The sequence below is a fragment of the Streptomyces sp. NPDC051109 genome (assembly GCF_044455885.1).
GTDB lineage: Bacteria > Actinomycetota > Actinomycetes > Streptomycetales > Streptomycetaceae > Streptomyces.
Map to the genome: position 1 here is coordinate 318,182 of NZ_JBITFF010000003.1, position 14,279 is coordinate 332,460.

At 74.0% G+C, this 14,279-nt stretch carries 14 protein-coding genes and 1 pseudogene; 9 read left to right on the forward strand and 6 right to left on the reverse strand.

Going from position 1 to position 14,279, the window contains the following annotated elements:
- The first annotated feature begins 117 nt into the window (after window positions 1–117).
- The 5 genes from ACIBAD_RS07260 to ACIBAD_RS07280 all read left to right on the forward strand — a co-directional run bounded on the left by ACIBAD_RS07260 (window position 118) and on the right by ACIBAD_RS07280 (window position 4,084).
- Window positions 118–1,161, forward strand: coding sequence for a hypothetical protein (locus ACIBAD_RS07260; RefSeq protein ID WP_398905112.1), 1,044 nt, complete (start codon window positions 118–120; stop codon window positions 1,159–1,161).
- Window positions 1,162–1,337: 176 nt separating this feature from the next.
- Window positions 1,338–1,991 carry a class F sortase gene (locus tag ACIBAD_RS07265; protein WP_398905114.1) on the forward strand — a complete coding sequence of 218 codons (654 nt, stop codon included), beginning with the start codon at window positions 1,338–1,340 and terminating at the stop codon, window positions 1,989–1,991.
- Between the two features lie 15 nt (window positions 1,992–2,006).
- On the forward strand, window positions 2,007–2,663 hold the full coding sequence (locus ACIBAD_RS07270) for a PH domain-containing protein (protein WP_398905116.1): 657 nt from the start codon (window positions 2,007–2,009) through the stop codon (window positions 2,661–2,663).
- Window positions 2,664–3,258: 595 nt separating this feature from the next.
- Window positions 3,259–3,840: a VanZ family protein gene (locus ACIBAD_RS07275; RefSeq protein ID WP_134071802.1), complete on the forward strand. Its 582-nt coding sequence runs from the start codon at window positions 3,259–3,261 to the stop codon at window positions 3,838–3,840.
- Window positions 3,841–3,883: 43 nt separating this feature from the next.
- Window positions 3,884–4,084 carry a PspC domain-containing protein gene (locus tag ACIBAD_RS07280; protein WP_030154957.1) on the forward strand — a complete coding sequence of 67 codons (201 nt, stop codon included), beginning with the start codon at window positions 3,884–3,886 and terminating at the stop codon, window positions 4,082–4,084.
- A 50-nt stretch (window positions 4,085–4,134) separates the two neighbouring features.
- On the opposite strand, the gene ACIBAD_RS07285 is transcribed toward ACIBAD_RS07280, so the two are convergent.
- The 3 genes from ACIBAD_RS07285 to ACIBAD_RS07295 all read right to left on the reverse strand — a co-directional run bounded on the left by ACIBAD_RS07285 (window position 4,135) and on the right by ACIBAD_RS07295 (window position 6,630).
- Window positions 4,135–4,908 (reverse strand): hypothetical protein, encoded by a 774-nt coding sequence (locus ACIBAD_RS07285; RefSeq protein ID WP_398905119.1) that lies wholly within the window; start codon window positions 4,906–4,908, stop codon window positions 4,135–4,137.
- A 154-nt stretch (window positions 4,909–5,062) separates the two neighbouring features.
- Window positions 5,063–5,341 carry a hypothetical protein gene (locus tag ACIBAD_RS07290; RefSeq protein WP_134071806.1) on the reverse strand — a complete coding sequence of 93 codons (279 nt, stop codon included), beginning with the start codon at window positions 5,339–5,341 and terminating at the stop codon, window positions 5,063–5,065.
- 140 nt (window positions 5,342–5,481) lie between these two features.
- A complete protein-coding gene (locus ACIBAD_RS07295; protein ID WP_134071808.1) occupies window positions 5,482–6,630 on the reverse strand; it encodes an adenosine deaminase in 1,149 nt (382 codons plus the stop codon).
- Between the two features lie 113 nt (window positions 6,631–6,743).
- Between ACIBAD_RS07295 and ACIBAD_RS07300 the strand changes: the two genes are divergently transcribed.
- Together ACIBAD_RS07300 and ACIBAD_RS07305 are read left to right on the forward strand one after the other, a co-directional pair.
- Window positions 6,744–7,475 (forward strand): alpha/beta hydrolase, encoded by a 732-nt coding sequence (locus ACIBAD_RS07300; protein ID WP_134071810.1) that lies wholly within the window; start codon window positions 6,744–6,746, stop codon window positions 7,473–7,475.
- 89 nt (window positions 7,476–7,564) lie between these two features.
- Complete coding sequence (locus ACIBAD_RS07305) at window positions 7,565–7,933, forward strand: cupin domain-containing protein (protein WP_134071812.1); 369 nt, start codon at window positions 7,565–7,567, stop codon at window positions 7,931–7,933.
- A gap of 12 nt (window positions 7,934–7,945) precedes the next feature.
- Here ACIBAD_RS07305 and ACIBAD_RS07310 read toward each other — a convergent pair whose 3' ends face one another.
- Entirely contained in the window at window positions 7,946–9,403 is a 1,458-nt protein-coding gene (locus ACIBAD_RS07310; RefSeq protein WP_398905124.1) for a CehA/McbA family metallohydrolase, read from the reverse strand.
- Window positions 9,384–10,676 (reverse strand): ATP-grasp domain-containing protein, encoded by a 1,293-nt coding sequence (locus ACIBAD_RS07315; protein ID WP_398905126.1) that lies wholly within the window; start codon window positions 10,674–10,676, stop codon window positions 9,384–9,386. Before ACIBAD_RS07315 ends, ACIBAD_RS07310 begins: the two co-directional genes overlap by 20 nt.
- Window positions 10,677–10,812: 136 nt before the next feature.
- On the opposite strand from ACIBAD_RS07315, the gene ACIBAD_RS07320 reads away from it, so the two are divergent.
- Complete coding sequence (locus tag ACIBAD_RS07320) at window positions 10,813–11,886, forward strand: LuxR C-terminal-related transcriptional regulator (RefSeq protein ID WP_398905127.1); 1,074 nt, start codon at window positions 10,813–10,815, stop codon at window positions 11,884–11,886.
- 29 nt (window positions 11,887–11,915) lie between these two features.
- On the opposite strand, the pseudogene ACIBAD_RS07325 reads toward ACIBAD_RS07320, so the two are convergent.
- Window positions 11,916–12,836: pseudogene (locus tag ACIBAD_RS07325) on the reverse strand (LysR family transcriptional regulator); the annotation flags it as partial.
- A gap of 99 nt (window positions 12,837–12,935) precedes the next feature.
- Between ACIBAD_RS07325 and ACIBAD_RS07330 the strand changes: the two are divergent.
- Entirely contained in the window at window positions 12,936–14,219 is a 1,284-nt protein-coding gene (locus ACIBAD_RS07330; RefSeq protein ID WP_398905129.1) for an MFS transporter, read from the forward strand.
- The last annotated feature ends 60 nt before the right edge of the window (window positions 14,220–14,279 follow it).

Below are 14,279 nucleotides of genomic sequence, written 5' to 3' on the forward strand. Positions count from 1 at the left end.
GAGAACCGTAAATTTCTCTTCAGCAGCCCGCCAGACCTCACCGGACCACAACCCCGACAGAGAAAACGCGGCATGCGACTCTCCCACCTTCCCGCGACACAGCTTCCAGGAGTCGTTATGCGTACCGCCCTCCGCACCTCGATCGTCACCGCCGCCCTCGCCGGGGCCCTGCTCGCGCCGGCCGCGACCGCGATCGCCGCGACCGCCCCGCAGCCGGTGCCGTCGACCGGGGCGGCTGCTGCCCCGGTTGCGTCGGTTTCCTCGGTTTCGCCGGCGCCCTCGGCGCCTTCGGACGACAACGGCCGCTACGAGGGCCGGCCGGTCTACGTCGGCAACGGGATGGTCGCGGTGCTGCGCAACGAGGCCGAGGGCCCGGAGGCCTGGATCCGCTACGTCGGCGACCAGTGGAAGCCGGGCGACAACTACATGCTCCACGTCGTGGGCCTGGTCACCCGCGGGCAGACCACCGCCGAGGCGTACGGGGCGTCCTTCGAGCTCACCAAGGCGGAGACGACCGCCCCGGTGCTGGTCGTCACCACGAAGGGCGTCGCCAAGTCCTACCCGCTGCCCGAGGGCAAGGCCGGCCGGGTCTGCTCGGCCGAGAAGTCGCAGAACATCGGCGCCGGCATGAGCGCCAAGCTGTTCATGTCCCCCGACGGCCCGCGGGCCGAGCTGTGGGTCGCCGGCGAGGACACCGCCTGGCGGCTCCTGGACCGCGGCTTCCCCGCGCTGCCCGAGTCGGCCGGCATCATCGCCCGCATCGTGAACCCGAGCGGCGCCGCGCCCGGCTTCGAGTGGAAGACCCAGGGCGGCGGCACCCCGCTGGGCCGGACCTCCTTCCCGGCGCTGCCCAAGGGCTGCAAGCCGAACTACAAGGTCACCGAGGACCGGGCCGCCGACCAGCCCGCGCCGAAGCCCGAGCCGACGACCGGCACGGTCAGCGCCAAGCCGGTCGTCCCGGTCGGCGACGTGAAGCCGCAGGGCGGTGCGCAGACGGTGGTCGTGCCCAAGGGCGCAGTGGCCGCGGGGGCGGAGCTCGCCGCCGAGGACACCGACGACAGCACCACCGTGGCCGCCGGCGCGGGCCTCGTCGCGATCTTCGCCTGGCTGGGTGTCGCCCTGCTGGCCCGCGGCCGCCGCGCCGGCCGCAGCCGGGGCTGACGGGCCGCGGTCGGGGCCGACCCGCCCTCCCCTTCCGGCCCGCCCTTCCCCTTTCGGCCCGTTCCCTCCCTTTCCCTCCCGGCCCGTTCCCTCCCTTTCCCTCCCTTTCCCTCCCGTTCCTGCCTCCGGCGGGCCACCTCCGCGGTGGCCCGCCGGGCCCGTTCCCGGAGCACCCCATGGCCCGCCGCCCCCGCCACCTGCCCGCCGCCGCCCTGCTCGGTCCGCTCGCCCTCGCCGCCCTGACCGGCTGCGGCGGCGCGCCCGCCGCGCCGGCGCCCCCGCCCGCACCCCGCATCGCCGCGGACCCGGTGCCCGCCCCGTCCGCCCCGGCGCCGTCGGCCGCGCCCGCCGCCCCGATGGCGGCCTCCGAGCCGGTACGGGTGCGGATCCCCGCGGCCGGGGTGGACACGGGGCCGCTGCTGAAGCTGGGGCTGGCCGCCGACGGCAGCGTCGAGGTGCCGTCCGTCGCGAACGGGGACCGGATCGGCTGGTACACGAAGGGCGTCACCCCGGGCGAGACCGGACCGGCCGTGCTCATCGGGCACTTCGACACCGCGCGCGGCCCGGCCGTACTGCGCGACGTGGCGAAGATCCACGCCGGCGACGGGATCACCGTCTCCCGGGCGGACGGCAGCTCCGCCGTCTTCCGGGTGCGCACGTTGGAACAGGTCGACAAGAAGAGCTTCCCGACCGCCAAGGTGTACGGGAACACCGCGCATCCCGAGCTGCGGCTGATCACCTGCGGGGGCGAGATCACCGACGGCCACCGGCCCGACAACATCATCGTGTACGCCGATCTCGTCGGTGGCTCCACCCAAGCGGCACAGTGAGGCAGAATCGGCCTCATGAGCAGCCAGCAGCCCCCTGAAGAGCCGGCGTACGAAGACCGGGTCTACCGCTCCCCCATGGCCGTCGTCACCGGGGTCCTGCTGCTCGCGCTCATCGCGTGGCTGTGCGGGGACGCCATCGTGCGGGGATCGGGGAACGCCCCGTGGTTCGCCGCGGCGATCGCCCTGCTGGCCGTACCGCTGATCGTGGCGTTCACGATCCGCCCGGCCGTCTTCGCCAATGACGACCGGATGCGCGTGCGGAACCCCTTCCGGGTCATCGAGCTGCCCTGGGGCGCCGTGGACGCGGTGCGCGCCGGGTACTCGGCGGAGGTGCTGGCCGGGGGGTCGAAGTACCAGCTGTGGTCCGTCCCGGTCTCGCTGCGCGAGCGGAAGAAGGCGAGCCGGCAGCAGAGCCGGCAGGAGCTCTCCCGGCGCGGCGGGCTCACCGGCAAGGGCGCCGCGGGCGCGGCGGGCAAGGCCGGCCCGACGGCCCCTGCCGAACCGCAGCGCGCCCAGGCCGACCAGGTCGTGAACGAGCTGCGGGACCTGGCCGAGCGCGGTGCCTCGCGGCCCGGCGCCCAGGGCAGCGTGCGCGTGCGGTGGTCGTACGAGGTCCTCGCCCCCGCCGCCCTCGGCGCGGTGTTCCTGATCGTGCTGCTCGCCATCGGCTGACGCGGGGGGCCGTCCGTCACGGACCCGTACCGGCCCACCCGCGCCGACCGTCCCGTACCGGCCCCGCCTGCACCGGCCCGCCTGCACCGGCCCGCCTGCACCGGCCTTCCCGTACCGGCCCGCCTGCAGTGGCCCTCCTGTACCTGCCGTCCTGTACCGGCCCGCTTGTACCGGCCCTCCTGTACCGGCCCCGCCTGCAGCGGCCTTCCCGTGCCAGCCCGCTTGTACCGGCCCGCCTGCACCGGCCTTCCCGTACCGGCCCTTCCGTGCCAGCCCGCCTGTACCGGCCCGCCTGCACCGGCCTTCCCGTACCGGCCCTTCCGTGCCAGCCCGCCTGTACCAGCCCGCTTGTACCGGCCCGCCTGCACCGGCCTTCCCGTACCAGCCCGCCTGTGCCGGGCCGCCCGTACCGGCCCGCCTGCACCGGCCCGCCTGCAGCGGCCCTCCCGTGCCGGCCCTCCCGTGCCAGCCCGCCTGTACCGGCCCGCTTGTACCGGCCCGCCTGTACCGGGTCCCGAGCCCGTACGGGTCAGTGCGAGCCCGCTCACAGGATCCGACCGGAACCGCGGCCACCGGGGCCTGCGTCCTCGCACATGTGCAGCGCAACGAGGTCGGCCGCAGTGCCGCCACCGCCATTCACCTCCGGCTCCGGCTCCTGGGCGGGGGGCTGCTGATCGCCCACCTCCTCCTCGTCGGCTGGCTCACTCTGCGACCCCTGGACGTGCCCTGGGCGGCCGCGGCCAACCTGACCCCGCTGGACGGGATCCGGGCGGACCTCTCGTACGGGCCGCTGGAGGCGGCCCGGCGGATCGGCGGGGCGCTGGCGCTGCTGGCCCCGCTCGGCGTGCTGCTGCCGCTCGCCAACGGGAACCTGGCGCCTTCGCCGCTGGCCGCGTGGTCCTCGCTGGGCCGGACCGCCGCCGCGGGGGTGCTGGCCTCGCTCCTCATCGAGATGCTCCAGAGCTCGGTTCCCGGGCAGGTCGTCGACGTGGACTCGGTCCTGCTGAACGGGCTGGGCGTCGTCCTGGCGCACGTGGCCGTCGTACCGGCGCTGCGTGCGCGGCTGCGGCGCGCGCAGCGCTCCGAGCGGTCTTCTCAGGGGTCCACCCCGAGAATTCCCAGGGTCGGGCTCGGCCCCTGGACCGACGTTTTGTCGGCGGTGCCGCGGGAGTATTGAGGCATCGCGGGAAACTCCCGCCTGATGCCACAGAGGAGAACCCATGAGCGCGATTGTCCGCCCCCGTGACGGCCGCTGGATCGGCGGCGTCTGCGCCGGACTGGCGCGTCGCTTCGGAATATCCGCGAACACGATGCGCGTCATCTTCGTCGTCTCGTGCCTGCTGCCCGGCCCGCAGTTCCTGATCTACCTGGCGCTGTGGCTGCTCCTGCCGAACGAGAAGTCCGCCTCGAACGCCTGGTAAAACGCCCCGAAAAGGCGCCCGGTAAAGCGGTCGAGCCAAAAGCCCGGTCGTCAGCTCGCGCCGCGGACCTTCTCCAGCTGCTTGTCCGCCACCTCTTGCGGGACCAGGGCCTTCTGATGGCCCCCGGCGACGTTGAGGGCCATCAGCCGTACGACGGTGGTGCCCTGGCGGACGACGACCACGTGGATCTGGGCCGAGACGCCCTGGGCGGCGGCGGTGGTGGTCCAGCTGACCGTCTCGTCGCCGGCCGTCTGGTACTTGGCTGCCCGTACCTCGCGGTAGCTGCCGCTCTGCTTGTCGACGGTGGCGGTGAAGCCCGTACCGCAAGCGCCGACGGCGCTGCGCAGGCGGGCGATGAGCGCCTTGGCGTCGCTCTCGGCGTACGAGCTGACGGAGGCGGAGACGGCGAGTCCGACCTGCTTCTGGGAGCCGATGCCGCGGTTGACGGTCTCGCGGGCGGCCGGGTCCGGCTTGTCGCCCATGATGTCGGCCAGGGGCTGGCAGGCCTTGCGGTCGGCCTGGGGCTGGCCGTCAGGGGCGTTCGGGTTCTTGCCCTGCGCGGAGACCTGGTAGCCGGGCAGATCGCCCTGTTGGAGCGCGGAGCGCTCCAGCTTGCTCGCCGCGGCCTTCGGGGCGGCCGAGCCGCTCGGGGCGGAGCCCGGGGAGGCGGCGGCGGAGCCCGCGGGGGCGGAGCCCTTGGGGTCGGGCGTCTTGCCGGCCGCGGGGGCGTCCTTGTTGCTGCTGCACCCCACGGCCCCCAGGAGAAGGGCGGGGAGCAGGGCGGCGGTGGCCGCTCCGACCGTGACTCGTGCCTTCAAGCGCATGACGGATGACCTCATACCCAGTGCGTCGGCGGGCAGTTGGTGGTGATCGTGGCACACGCCGCGACGTGGCACACACCCGATCGAACCGGTGTGCGCCACGTGCGTACGCGTGCGAAAAATCCGCAGACGAGTCGGCGGAGGGATCCGGCGGTGATCAGCCGCCGAGCGCGCTCTGGAGGGGCAGGCCGCCGAGGGTCGGGCCGACCGCGTCGGTGAGCTGGTTGAGGGGTGCGGCCGGGTCGCTCTGCTGCCGGCCGTCCTCGGCGCTGACGTGCTGCTGGCTCGTGAGTCCCTGAGCGGCGCCGGTCACGGTGCCCAGCGCGTCGGAGAGGCCGATCGCGGGCACGGCGGCCGAGGCGGAGCCCGCGGCGGCGGCGACGAAGGCGGCGCCGAGGGCGGCGGCACCGAGGGTCTTGGCAGCTGACTTCTTCATGAAGATTTAGTCCTTGCGACGGGGAATTGAGCGGCTCCGCAAACTAGTCACTTCAAACCCCGGCCCGCAAACATACGTAAATACGAGAAAGCGCCCGGGAATTGCTCCTCCCGGGCGCTTTCCGTCTGTCACACCGTGGCCTAGGCCACGACAGAACCGCTGGTCGAAGCGGTCTGCTGGAACAGCCATTCCGACTTCAGCTCCGCGTAACCGGGCTTGATGACCTCATTGATCATGGCCAGTCGTTCATCGAAAGGAATGAACGCGGACTTCATCGCATTGACGGTGAACCACTGCATGTCGTCGAGGGTGTAGCCGAAGGTGTCGACCAGGTGCTCGAACTCGCGGCTCATGCTGGTGCCGCTCATCAGCCGGTTGTCGGTGTTGACCGTCAGCCTGAAGTGCAGCTTCCGCAGCAGTCCGATCGGGTGCTCGGCGTACGAGGCGGCCGCGGCGGTCTGCAGGTTCGAGGTGGGGCACATCTCCAGGGGGATGCGCTTGTCCCGGACGTACGAGGCCAGCCGGCCCAGCTTCACGGAACCGTCGGCGGCGACCTCGATGTCGTCGATGATCTTCACGCCGTGACCCAGGCGGTCGGCGCCGCACCACTGCAGGGCCTGCCAGATCGACGGCAGGCCGAAGGCCTCACCCGCGTGGATGGTGAAGTGGTTGTTCTCGCGCTTGAGGTACTCGAACGCGTCCAGGTGGCGGGTGGGAGGGAACCCGGCCTCGGCACCGGCGATGTCGAAGCCGACCACGCCGTTGTCGCGGTAGCGGTTCGCCAGCTCGGCGATCTCCAGCGCGCGGGCGGCGTGGCGCATCGCGGTGAGCAGGGCACCGACGCGGATGCGGTGGCCGTTGGCCTTCGCGCGGCGCTCGCCCTCGCGGAAACCGTCGTTCACGGCCTCGACGACCTCTTCGAGGGTCAGCCCCGCTTCGAGGTGCTGCTCGGGCGCGTAGCGGATCTCGGCGTACACGACGCCGTCCTCGGCCAGGTCCTCGGCGCACTCGGCGGCGACGCGGAACAGGGCCGACTTCGTCTGCATGACGGCGCACGTGTGCGCGAACGTCTCCAGGTAGCGCGGCAGGGAGCCGGAGTCGGCGGCTTCGCGGAACCAGATGCCGAGCTTGTCGGCGTCGGTCTCGGGAAGGTTCTCGTAGCCGGCCTCCCGGGCCAGCGCGATGATGGTCCCGGGGCGCAGGCCACCGTCGAGGTGGTCGTGGAGCAGCACCTTCGGGGAGCGGCGGATCTGATCCGGGGTCGGCAGGTTGGGGGTCTCGCTCGTCATCCGGGCACTCTACTCCTACGCGCGTAGAGCAGCGCGTCGGCGACAGGGGTCGATATCCAACAGAGACCGTACGGACGGGTCGCGTACACCTGTCAGTCTGAGAGTGTTCGACCATGGCACAGCATGCGCCGCCGGCGCGCGGGGCTCGCCTGGGGCGGGCTGCCGGCGCGAACGGCTCGGCCTCGACGGGCAGCACGGTCAACGGAGTCGTCCTCTTACTGCCCGGTAAATCCAGATTGTCCCCCGGCCCGGTGCGCCCGCTAGCGCGGGCACTGGTCCGGGCCGGCACTGCGGACGGGCTGGTCGCGCACACCGTGCTGCACGGCAGGGGGGCTTGCCGGGAGGACGACGCCCGGTGGGCGGCGGACGAGGTGGTGCGCAGGTACGGGGACGTGCCGGTGTGCCTCGCCGGGTACGACGCGGGCGGCCGGGCGGCACTGCGGGCGGCGGGCCACGAAGCCGTCAACTCGGTACTGGCGCTTGCCCCTTCCTTGGGCGAGGCGGTCTCGCCCGACTCCCCGGAACCGGTGAAACAGCTGTCGGGGCGGCAGGTGCTGATCGTGCACGGCACGAACGACGCGCACAGCGATCCGGAGGCATCGTTTCGGCTGGCCGCACAGGCGAAGAAGGCGAACCGCTCGACGTGCCGGTTCGAGGTGCACTCGGACGGCCACCGGCTGCGCGAGCACCAGGCGGAAGTCGTGGCGCTGTCCGTGGATTTCATCCTGGGGGCGATGTTCTCGGGGCGGTTTTCGCGGCCGGTGACGGACGCGTTGGCGGCGCCGCCGCCACTGGGGCTGCGGATGCCGCTCGCGACGGGCTTCGGGCGTTCGCTGCGGGGCTGAGGGCCCGGGCCGGCCGATGGGCCGCCGGGCCGTCCGGGCGTAAAGTGAGGAGTGGACTCGGGGCACTTCTCCGCGGGAGGCGGTGCGGCATGGCCGCGATCGTGCGCAAGAGCTTCGACCAGGCGGACGAGACCCGTCCGTTCGCTGACGGCAAGGGCCGGCTCGACGTGATCCAGACGGACGGCGGATCCGTGGGCCGTGCGGTCTTCGAGCCGGGCTGGCGCTGGTCGGAGCACATCAAGCCGCTGGCGGGCACGGACAGCTGCCAGGCCGCGCACACGGGTTACGTGGTGAGCGGCCGGATGAAGGTGGTCATGGACGACGGGGCCAGCGAGGAGTACGGCCCCGGCGACTTCATGCAGATCGAGCCCGGACACGACGCCTGGGTGCTCGGCGACGAGCAGTGCGTGGCGGTCGACTGGACCGGCTTCGCCACGTATGCGAAGCCGGCCTCCTGACCTGCGCCTTCCTCAGCCCGTCGGCAGCCACACCGGGTTCGTGAACGCCGCCAGGGCGCCCGGCAGGGGCGGAAGCGCGGCGGGGTGGCGGACCTCGGCCCGCACGTAGGCCGAGCGGGCCGGGGTGGTGTGCCATTCCAGGGCGGCGTCCGACGAGGTCACGGCCAGGCCCTGGTCGGTGACCAGCCGCAGTTCGCAGCCCGGGGCGCCCGTGGCCGTGAGCCGGACCAGGACGTCCGCGTCCGGGGCCACCCGCAGCGCCTCACCGATGCCGGCGCGCTCCCCGCGCGGGCCCACCGCCTCGAAGGCGACCGAGACCTGGGCGGACTCGGCCCCGTAGGACCGCCCGGCCCGCATCCCCGCGAGGACCGCCTCCCGGGTCAGGTCCTCGGCCAGGACCACGGTCTGCGGGCCGCCGATGCGGTCCGGGTCGCGGTGGTGGTCGCTGTTGGCCACGGCCGGCAGCCACCGCTCGCCGTCGGCGCCGCGCAGGGTGGCGTCCCAGGAGGCCAGGGAGACCTCGTCGTCGGGGGTCCAGGGGCCGTTCCACACCTCCACGGCGTCGGCCTCGCCGAAGCCGAACTTCCAGGCGCAGCCGATGCAGGTGGCGTGCGGATGGGCCGGTACGACCAGGCCGCCCGCGCCCCGGATCGTACGGGCGAACCGGCCGAAGCGGTTCTCGCGGGCCCGGTAGCGCCAGTCGACGAAGGTGCCCGGGTCGGTGCCGACGGCCAGGACGTGGCCGGTGCGGGTGGTGATCTCCTCGCCGGTCATGATCAGCAGGTCCGGCGAGAGGGCGCCGGCCCAGGCGGCGTGCGCGCTGTGGGTGTTGTGCTCCGAGGAGTTGATGAAGTCCAGCCCGGCCGCGCGGGCCAGGGCGGCCAGCTCGGCCGGGGTGCGGCGCCCGTCGGAGTGCACCGAGTGGATGTGGCAGTCGCCGCGGTACCAGGCCCGGCCGCGGCCCCGGGCGCGCTGGGGCGGGTAGACCGGGCGGGGCGTGGGGCCCGGCTCGCCGAAGGCGAAGCGCGCGGTGATCTCGTACGGGAGCCCCTGCGGGGCGACGGTGTACGGGCCGAGCAGGACGTGCCAGCGGCCGGCGCCGATCGGGCCGGGCAGGTAGCCGGGGGTCGCCTCGTCGGCGCGGAGGAAGAACTCGCTGCGGGCCCCGCCGGACCAGCCGCGGAAGCCGCGGCCGCCGAGGGCGGTGCCGTGCTGGTCGAAGATTCCGATGTCGAGGGCGTTGCCGGGCGTGCCGGGCGGTACGGGCGGCTTGCCGTACGTGTACGCCACCCTCAACTCGCGTACGCCGCGGGGTACGTCGAGGGGTATCTCCACGAAGTCCGGGGCGCCCGGGGGGATCGTGCCGGTCAGGATCCGGGTGTCCGGCGAGGGCGCGGACAGCTGCGGGGTGGTGACTGCGGCGGCGCCGGACACACCGGTCGCCAGAACTTCACGCCTCGTGAGGGCCATGCCCCCACGGTGGCGGCGGTACGTGAATCCCGCGTGAATCGGGGGTGAGGGGTGCCGGTGGGCCGAGCAGGGCCGCGGCCCGGTCCAGGACGCTGGCCAGGGAGCCCGCCGTCGGGGCGGTGGCGAGGACGTGGACGTGGTGCAGCGAGCCGGTCGGGGCCGCGCGCACCGTCGCCCCCGGCGGCACCTGGAGCCCCACCCGGAACACGCCCGGCACGGCGCGGGCGGCGGCCAGTCGGGGGCGGGCCCGCTCGACGCGGGTGCCGGGCGGGAAGTCCACGTACCGCAGCCCGGCGTGCGCGGCGCGCGGGTGGCGCACCGGCTCGGGCAGCCCCAGCCCGGCGGCGAGGGCGAGGGAGAGCGCGTCGGTGCCGTGGGCGAGCCGGAGTAGTTGGAGGAGTTCCTCGGCGCCGGGGTGGGCGTGGGCTTCGACGAGGCGGGGGCCGTACGGGGTGAGGACGAGCTCGGTGTGGGAGGGTCCGTCGCGGTGTCCGGCGAGGTCGAGGACCCCGCGTACGAGGGCCCGTACGGCCGCGGCGGTCTCGGCGGGGAGCGCGACGGGCAGTTGGTGCCCGGTGGCGGTGGTGGCGGCCGCACCCGGAGCCGGGATCCGGCGCATCCAGCCGAGGATGCGGTGGCGGCCCTCGCGGGAGAGGGCCTCGACAGCGAGCTCGGGGCCCTCCAGGTACTCCTCGACGAGGAGGTCGGTGACCGGGGGGTATTCGCGGACGGCGGCCTCCGCCTCGGCCGGTCCGGCCACCAGCCGCACACCTTCGCCGAAGGCTCCCGCGCGGGGTTTGACCACACAGGGGAAGCCGATGAGGGCGGCGAGGAAGGGGATCAGCGCCGCGCGGCCGCAGCGGACGAACGAGACGGGACGGGCGGCGTACAACGCGTTGGAGCGGGCCCGCAGGGCGGCCTTGTCCATGAGGGCGGTGACGGCCGCGGCGGGGGTGCCGGGCAGCCCGAGGGCCTCGTTGGCACGGGCGGCGGCGAGCGCTCCGGCGGGGTCGAAGCCGAAGACGCGGGCCCGCCCGTGCCGGACGGCGTCCAGCCGGCCGACGGCGCCGACCAGGCGGCTGTGGTCGCGCCAGTCCGCCGGTACCTGCCGCTCCGTCCCCTCACGGTCGGACGGCACCGGCGGTCCCGGCGCGACCACCACGGTGCGCGCGCCTGCCCGTCGGGCGGCGGCCACCACGGCGGGGCGCGGGCTCAGCAGGACCGCCATGGGCCCCCGCCCGGTCCCGCGCACCCGCTCCCGCTCCCCCGTCACCGCGTTTCCCCCTTCACCCGGTGTGACCACTGTGCCGGTTCGGCATATGTGCACAGCGCCGGATCGGGCGTCGTCTTGCCGCCTTGCGGGAACACGAGGGGTTTACAAACATCCGCAAGCCGGGACGAATATGCATATGCCAGCCGACGAAGCCGAACCGCCGTCCGGAGGCGACCTGAGCCGCGCCGCCCGGCGGCTGTACGCGTACGCCGTGGAGCGGCACTCGTTCGCCGAGGAGGAGGCGACCGGGGCCCTCGGTGCGCGGGCGGCCGCGGCGATCACCGAGCTGGCGGCGGCGCACCTGCTGCAGCGGGCCCCCGGAAGCGGTCCGGACCGGTGGAGCGCGGTCGCGCCGCGGGCGGCGGCGGCCCGGGCGCTGGCCCCGCTGGCCCTGCTAGCCCGGGAGACCCACGACGAGATGGACCGGCTGCGCGGGCGGCTGGAGGCGCTGGTCCCGGCGTACGAGGCGGGGGCGGCGCACCTCGAACGGAACGGTTCGGGGCGGGCGGTGCTGGAGCTGGTCACCGATCTGGGGGCGGTGCGCGGGCTGATCGCCGAGCTGGTCGCCGGGTGCGGCCAGGAGCTGCTCGCCTCGCAGCCGGGCGGGGCCCGGCCGCTGGAGACGCTGGAAGAGGCCATCGGGCGGGACGAGTCGCTGCTGGCGCGCGGGGTGCGGATGCGCACGATCTACCAGCACACGGCGCGCTACTCGCGGCCCACGGCGGCCTACGTGGAGCGGGTGACGGCACTGGGCGCGCAGGTGCGGACGCTGGGCGACGGGCTGATGCGGATGCTGGTCTTCGACGGTCACACGGGGCTGATGTCGGTACCGGACCGCGCCGGGGCGGCCCTGGTGGTGCGGGAGCCGGCGGTGGTGCACTTCATGACGGCGGCGTTCGAGCGCTCGTGGGTGGCGGCGGAGCCCTTCCCGACCACCGTGAGCCCGGAGGCGGCGCGCTCGCTCTCGGACGAGCTGCGGCAGTTGATCGTACGGCTGATGGCGGAGGGCCTGGAGGACAAGGTGATCGCGCGCCGGCTGGGCATGTCGGAGCGCACCTGCCAGCGCCACATCGCGGAGATCATGCGGACGGTGGGCGCCAAGTCCCGCTTCCAGGCCGGCTACTTGCTCTCGCCGCTGCCGCCTGCGGATCCGGATCCGGCAGCGGCTCCGGCTCCGGCTCCGGCTCCCGAGGGCGGCGCCGGATCCTGAACGGGGTGCCCGAGGTGCCCGCCGTGCAGTTCCGGGATGAGGCGGCCGCGGCGGGAGAGGAGGAAGCGTTTGAACTCTGCCACCGGGCGGGTGTCGGGGTGGCCGTCCAGCCAGGCCACGCCGATCTCGCGGACCGCCCGGGGGGCCGTCACCGTCAGCTCGACCACGCCGGGGCGGGCCACGGCCGGGGGTGGCAGCAGGGCCACGCCGAGGCCCGCCGCGACCAGGCCGCGCAGGGTCTCGGCCTCCTCGCCCTCGAAGGCCACCCGCGGGGTGAACCCGGCCTCCGCGCACAGGTCGTCGGTGATGCGGCGCAGGCCGTAGCCGGCTTCGAGGGTGACGAAGGTTTCCTCGGCGGCCTCGGCGAGGCGGATGCGCTTGCGGCCGGCCAGCCGGTGGTCGTCGGGGACGACGAGGCGCAGCCGCTGCTCGTCGAGGCGGCGGGCGACCAGGTCGGGCGCGTCCGGGAGCGGTGAGGTCAGGCAGAGGTCGAGCTCACCGGCCCGCAGTTTCTCCAGCATGGCCTCGCCGTAGTTCTGCACCAGGGAGAAGCGCACGCGCGGGTGGTCGGCGCGGAAGGCGCGGATCAGGCCGGGTACGGTCTCGGGGCCGAGGGTGTGCAGGAAGCCGAACGCCACCTTGCCGAGGGCCGGATCGGCGTCCAGCTGCACCGACTCGGCGGCGCGGGCGATCTCGGCGAGGGCCCGCTCGGCCGAGGCGAGGAAGGTCCGGCCGGCCGTGGTGAGGGCGACGGTGCGCCCCTTGCGGGCGAACAGCGTGACGCCGAGGTCCTGTTCGAGCCGGACCATGGCGCGGGAGAGCGTGGACTGCGGGACGCCCAGCTCGTGCGCGGCGCGGGTGACGTGCTCGTGGCGGGCGACGGCGGCGAAGTACGCGAGGCGAGGTGCCAGCAAACCTGTCACCGCGATGTCTTCTTCGTAACGGTTCATTGACAGGCACCCCTGTGAGCTGTGGTCATGCAGTAGTGGATTGATTATCGCGATTCTGTGCATTGGACGCATGAAACGCGGCGGGTCTACGGTCGTTGCATGCCTCCCGTTCATACCGGGGCGCCCGTCACCACGGGTGCCTCCACCCCGTCGTCCCCTGCCGCACCGGAAGCCCACGCCCCCGGCCGTCCCGGCTACCGCCGGATGAGCCTCGCGCTCTTCGCCGCCGGACTCGCGACCTTCGCCCTCCTCTACTCCACCCAGGCACTGCTGCCCGCGATCTCCGACGGGCTCGGGGTGACGGCGGGTCAGGCCAGCTGGACCGTGTCCGCGGCCACCGGCGCCCTCGCCCTGTTCGTCCTGCCGCTCAGCGCGCTCTCCGAGCGCTTCGGGCGGACCCGGATGATGACGGTCTCCATGCTCGTCGCCGTCGGCGTCGGCCTCCTCGTACCGTTCGCGCCGAACCTGGAGTGGCTGGTGGCGCTGCGCGCCGTCCAGGGCGCGGCGATCGCCGGCATCCCCGCCTCCGCGATGGCGTACCTGGCGGAGGAGGTCAAGCCGAAGGCGCTGGTGGGCGCGATCGGCCTGTTCGTGGCGGGCAACTCCATCGGTGGCATGAGCGGCCGCCTCGTCACCGGCTGGGCGGCCCAGGCGTGGGGCTGGCGCGGCGGGCTGCTGGCCGTCGGCGCGATGGCGCTGGCCTGCGCGGCGGCGTTCCTCGTCCTGCTCCCCCGGGCCCGGTTCTTCCGCCCGGCCTCGCTGAACCCGCGCGCGGTCGGCCGTACGGTCGCCGGGCACCTGCGGGATCCGCTGCTGCTGCGCCTGTACGGGATCGGCGCGCTGTTCATGACCGTCTTCGGGGCCGTCTACACCGTCATCGGCTACCGGCTGGTCGACGAGCCGTTCTCCCTCGGGCAGGGCGTGATCGGGTCGATCTTCCTGATCTACCTGGTCGGTACGGTCTCCTCGGCGGCCGCCGGGCAGCTGGTGGCCCGGGCCGGGCGGCGCGGCGCGCTGTACCTGGCGGTGACCACGACCGCGCTGGGCCTGCTGCTGTCACTGGCGGACTCGCTGGCGGCGATCCTCGTCGGGCTGGTCCTGATCACCGCCGGCTTCTTCGCGGGCCACGCGGTGGCGTCCGCCGCCGTGAGCCGGACCGCCACGTCGGGCCGCGCGCAGGCCTCGGCGCTGTACCAGTCGGCTTACTACCTGGGTTCCAGCGCGGGCGGCACGCTCGGCGCGCTCGCCTACCACTCGGCGGGCTGGGCGGCGACGGTGGGCATCGCGCTGCTGGCGGTGCTCGGCGTCGTGTCGATCACCCTGTACGGCTCGCACGCGGCGCGCGCCGAGCGGCGGCACGGCTCGCTGGCCGCGGCACGCTGATACGGCCGCATGAGGATCGGTGCGTACGGCATCGGTACGAGCGGAATTACGGAGCCCGGA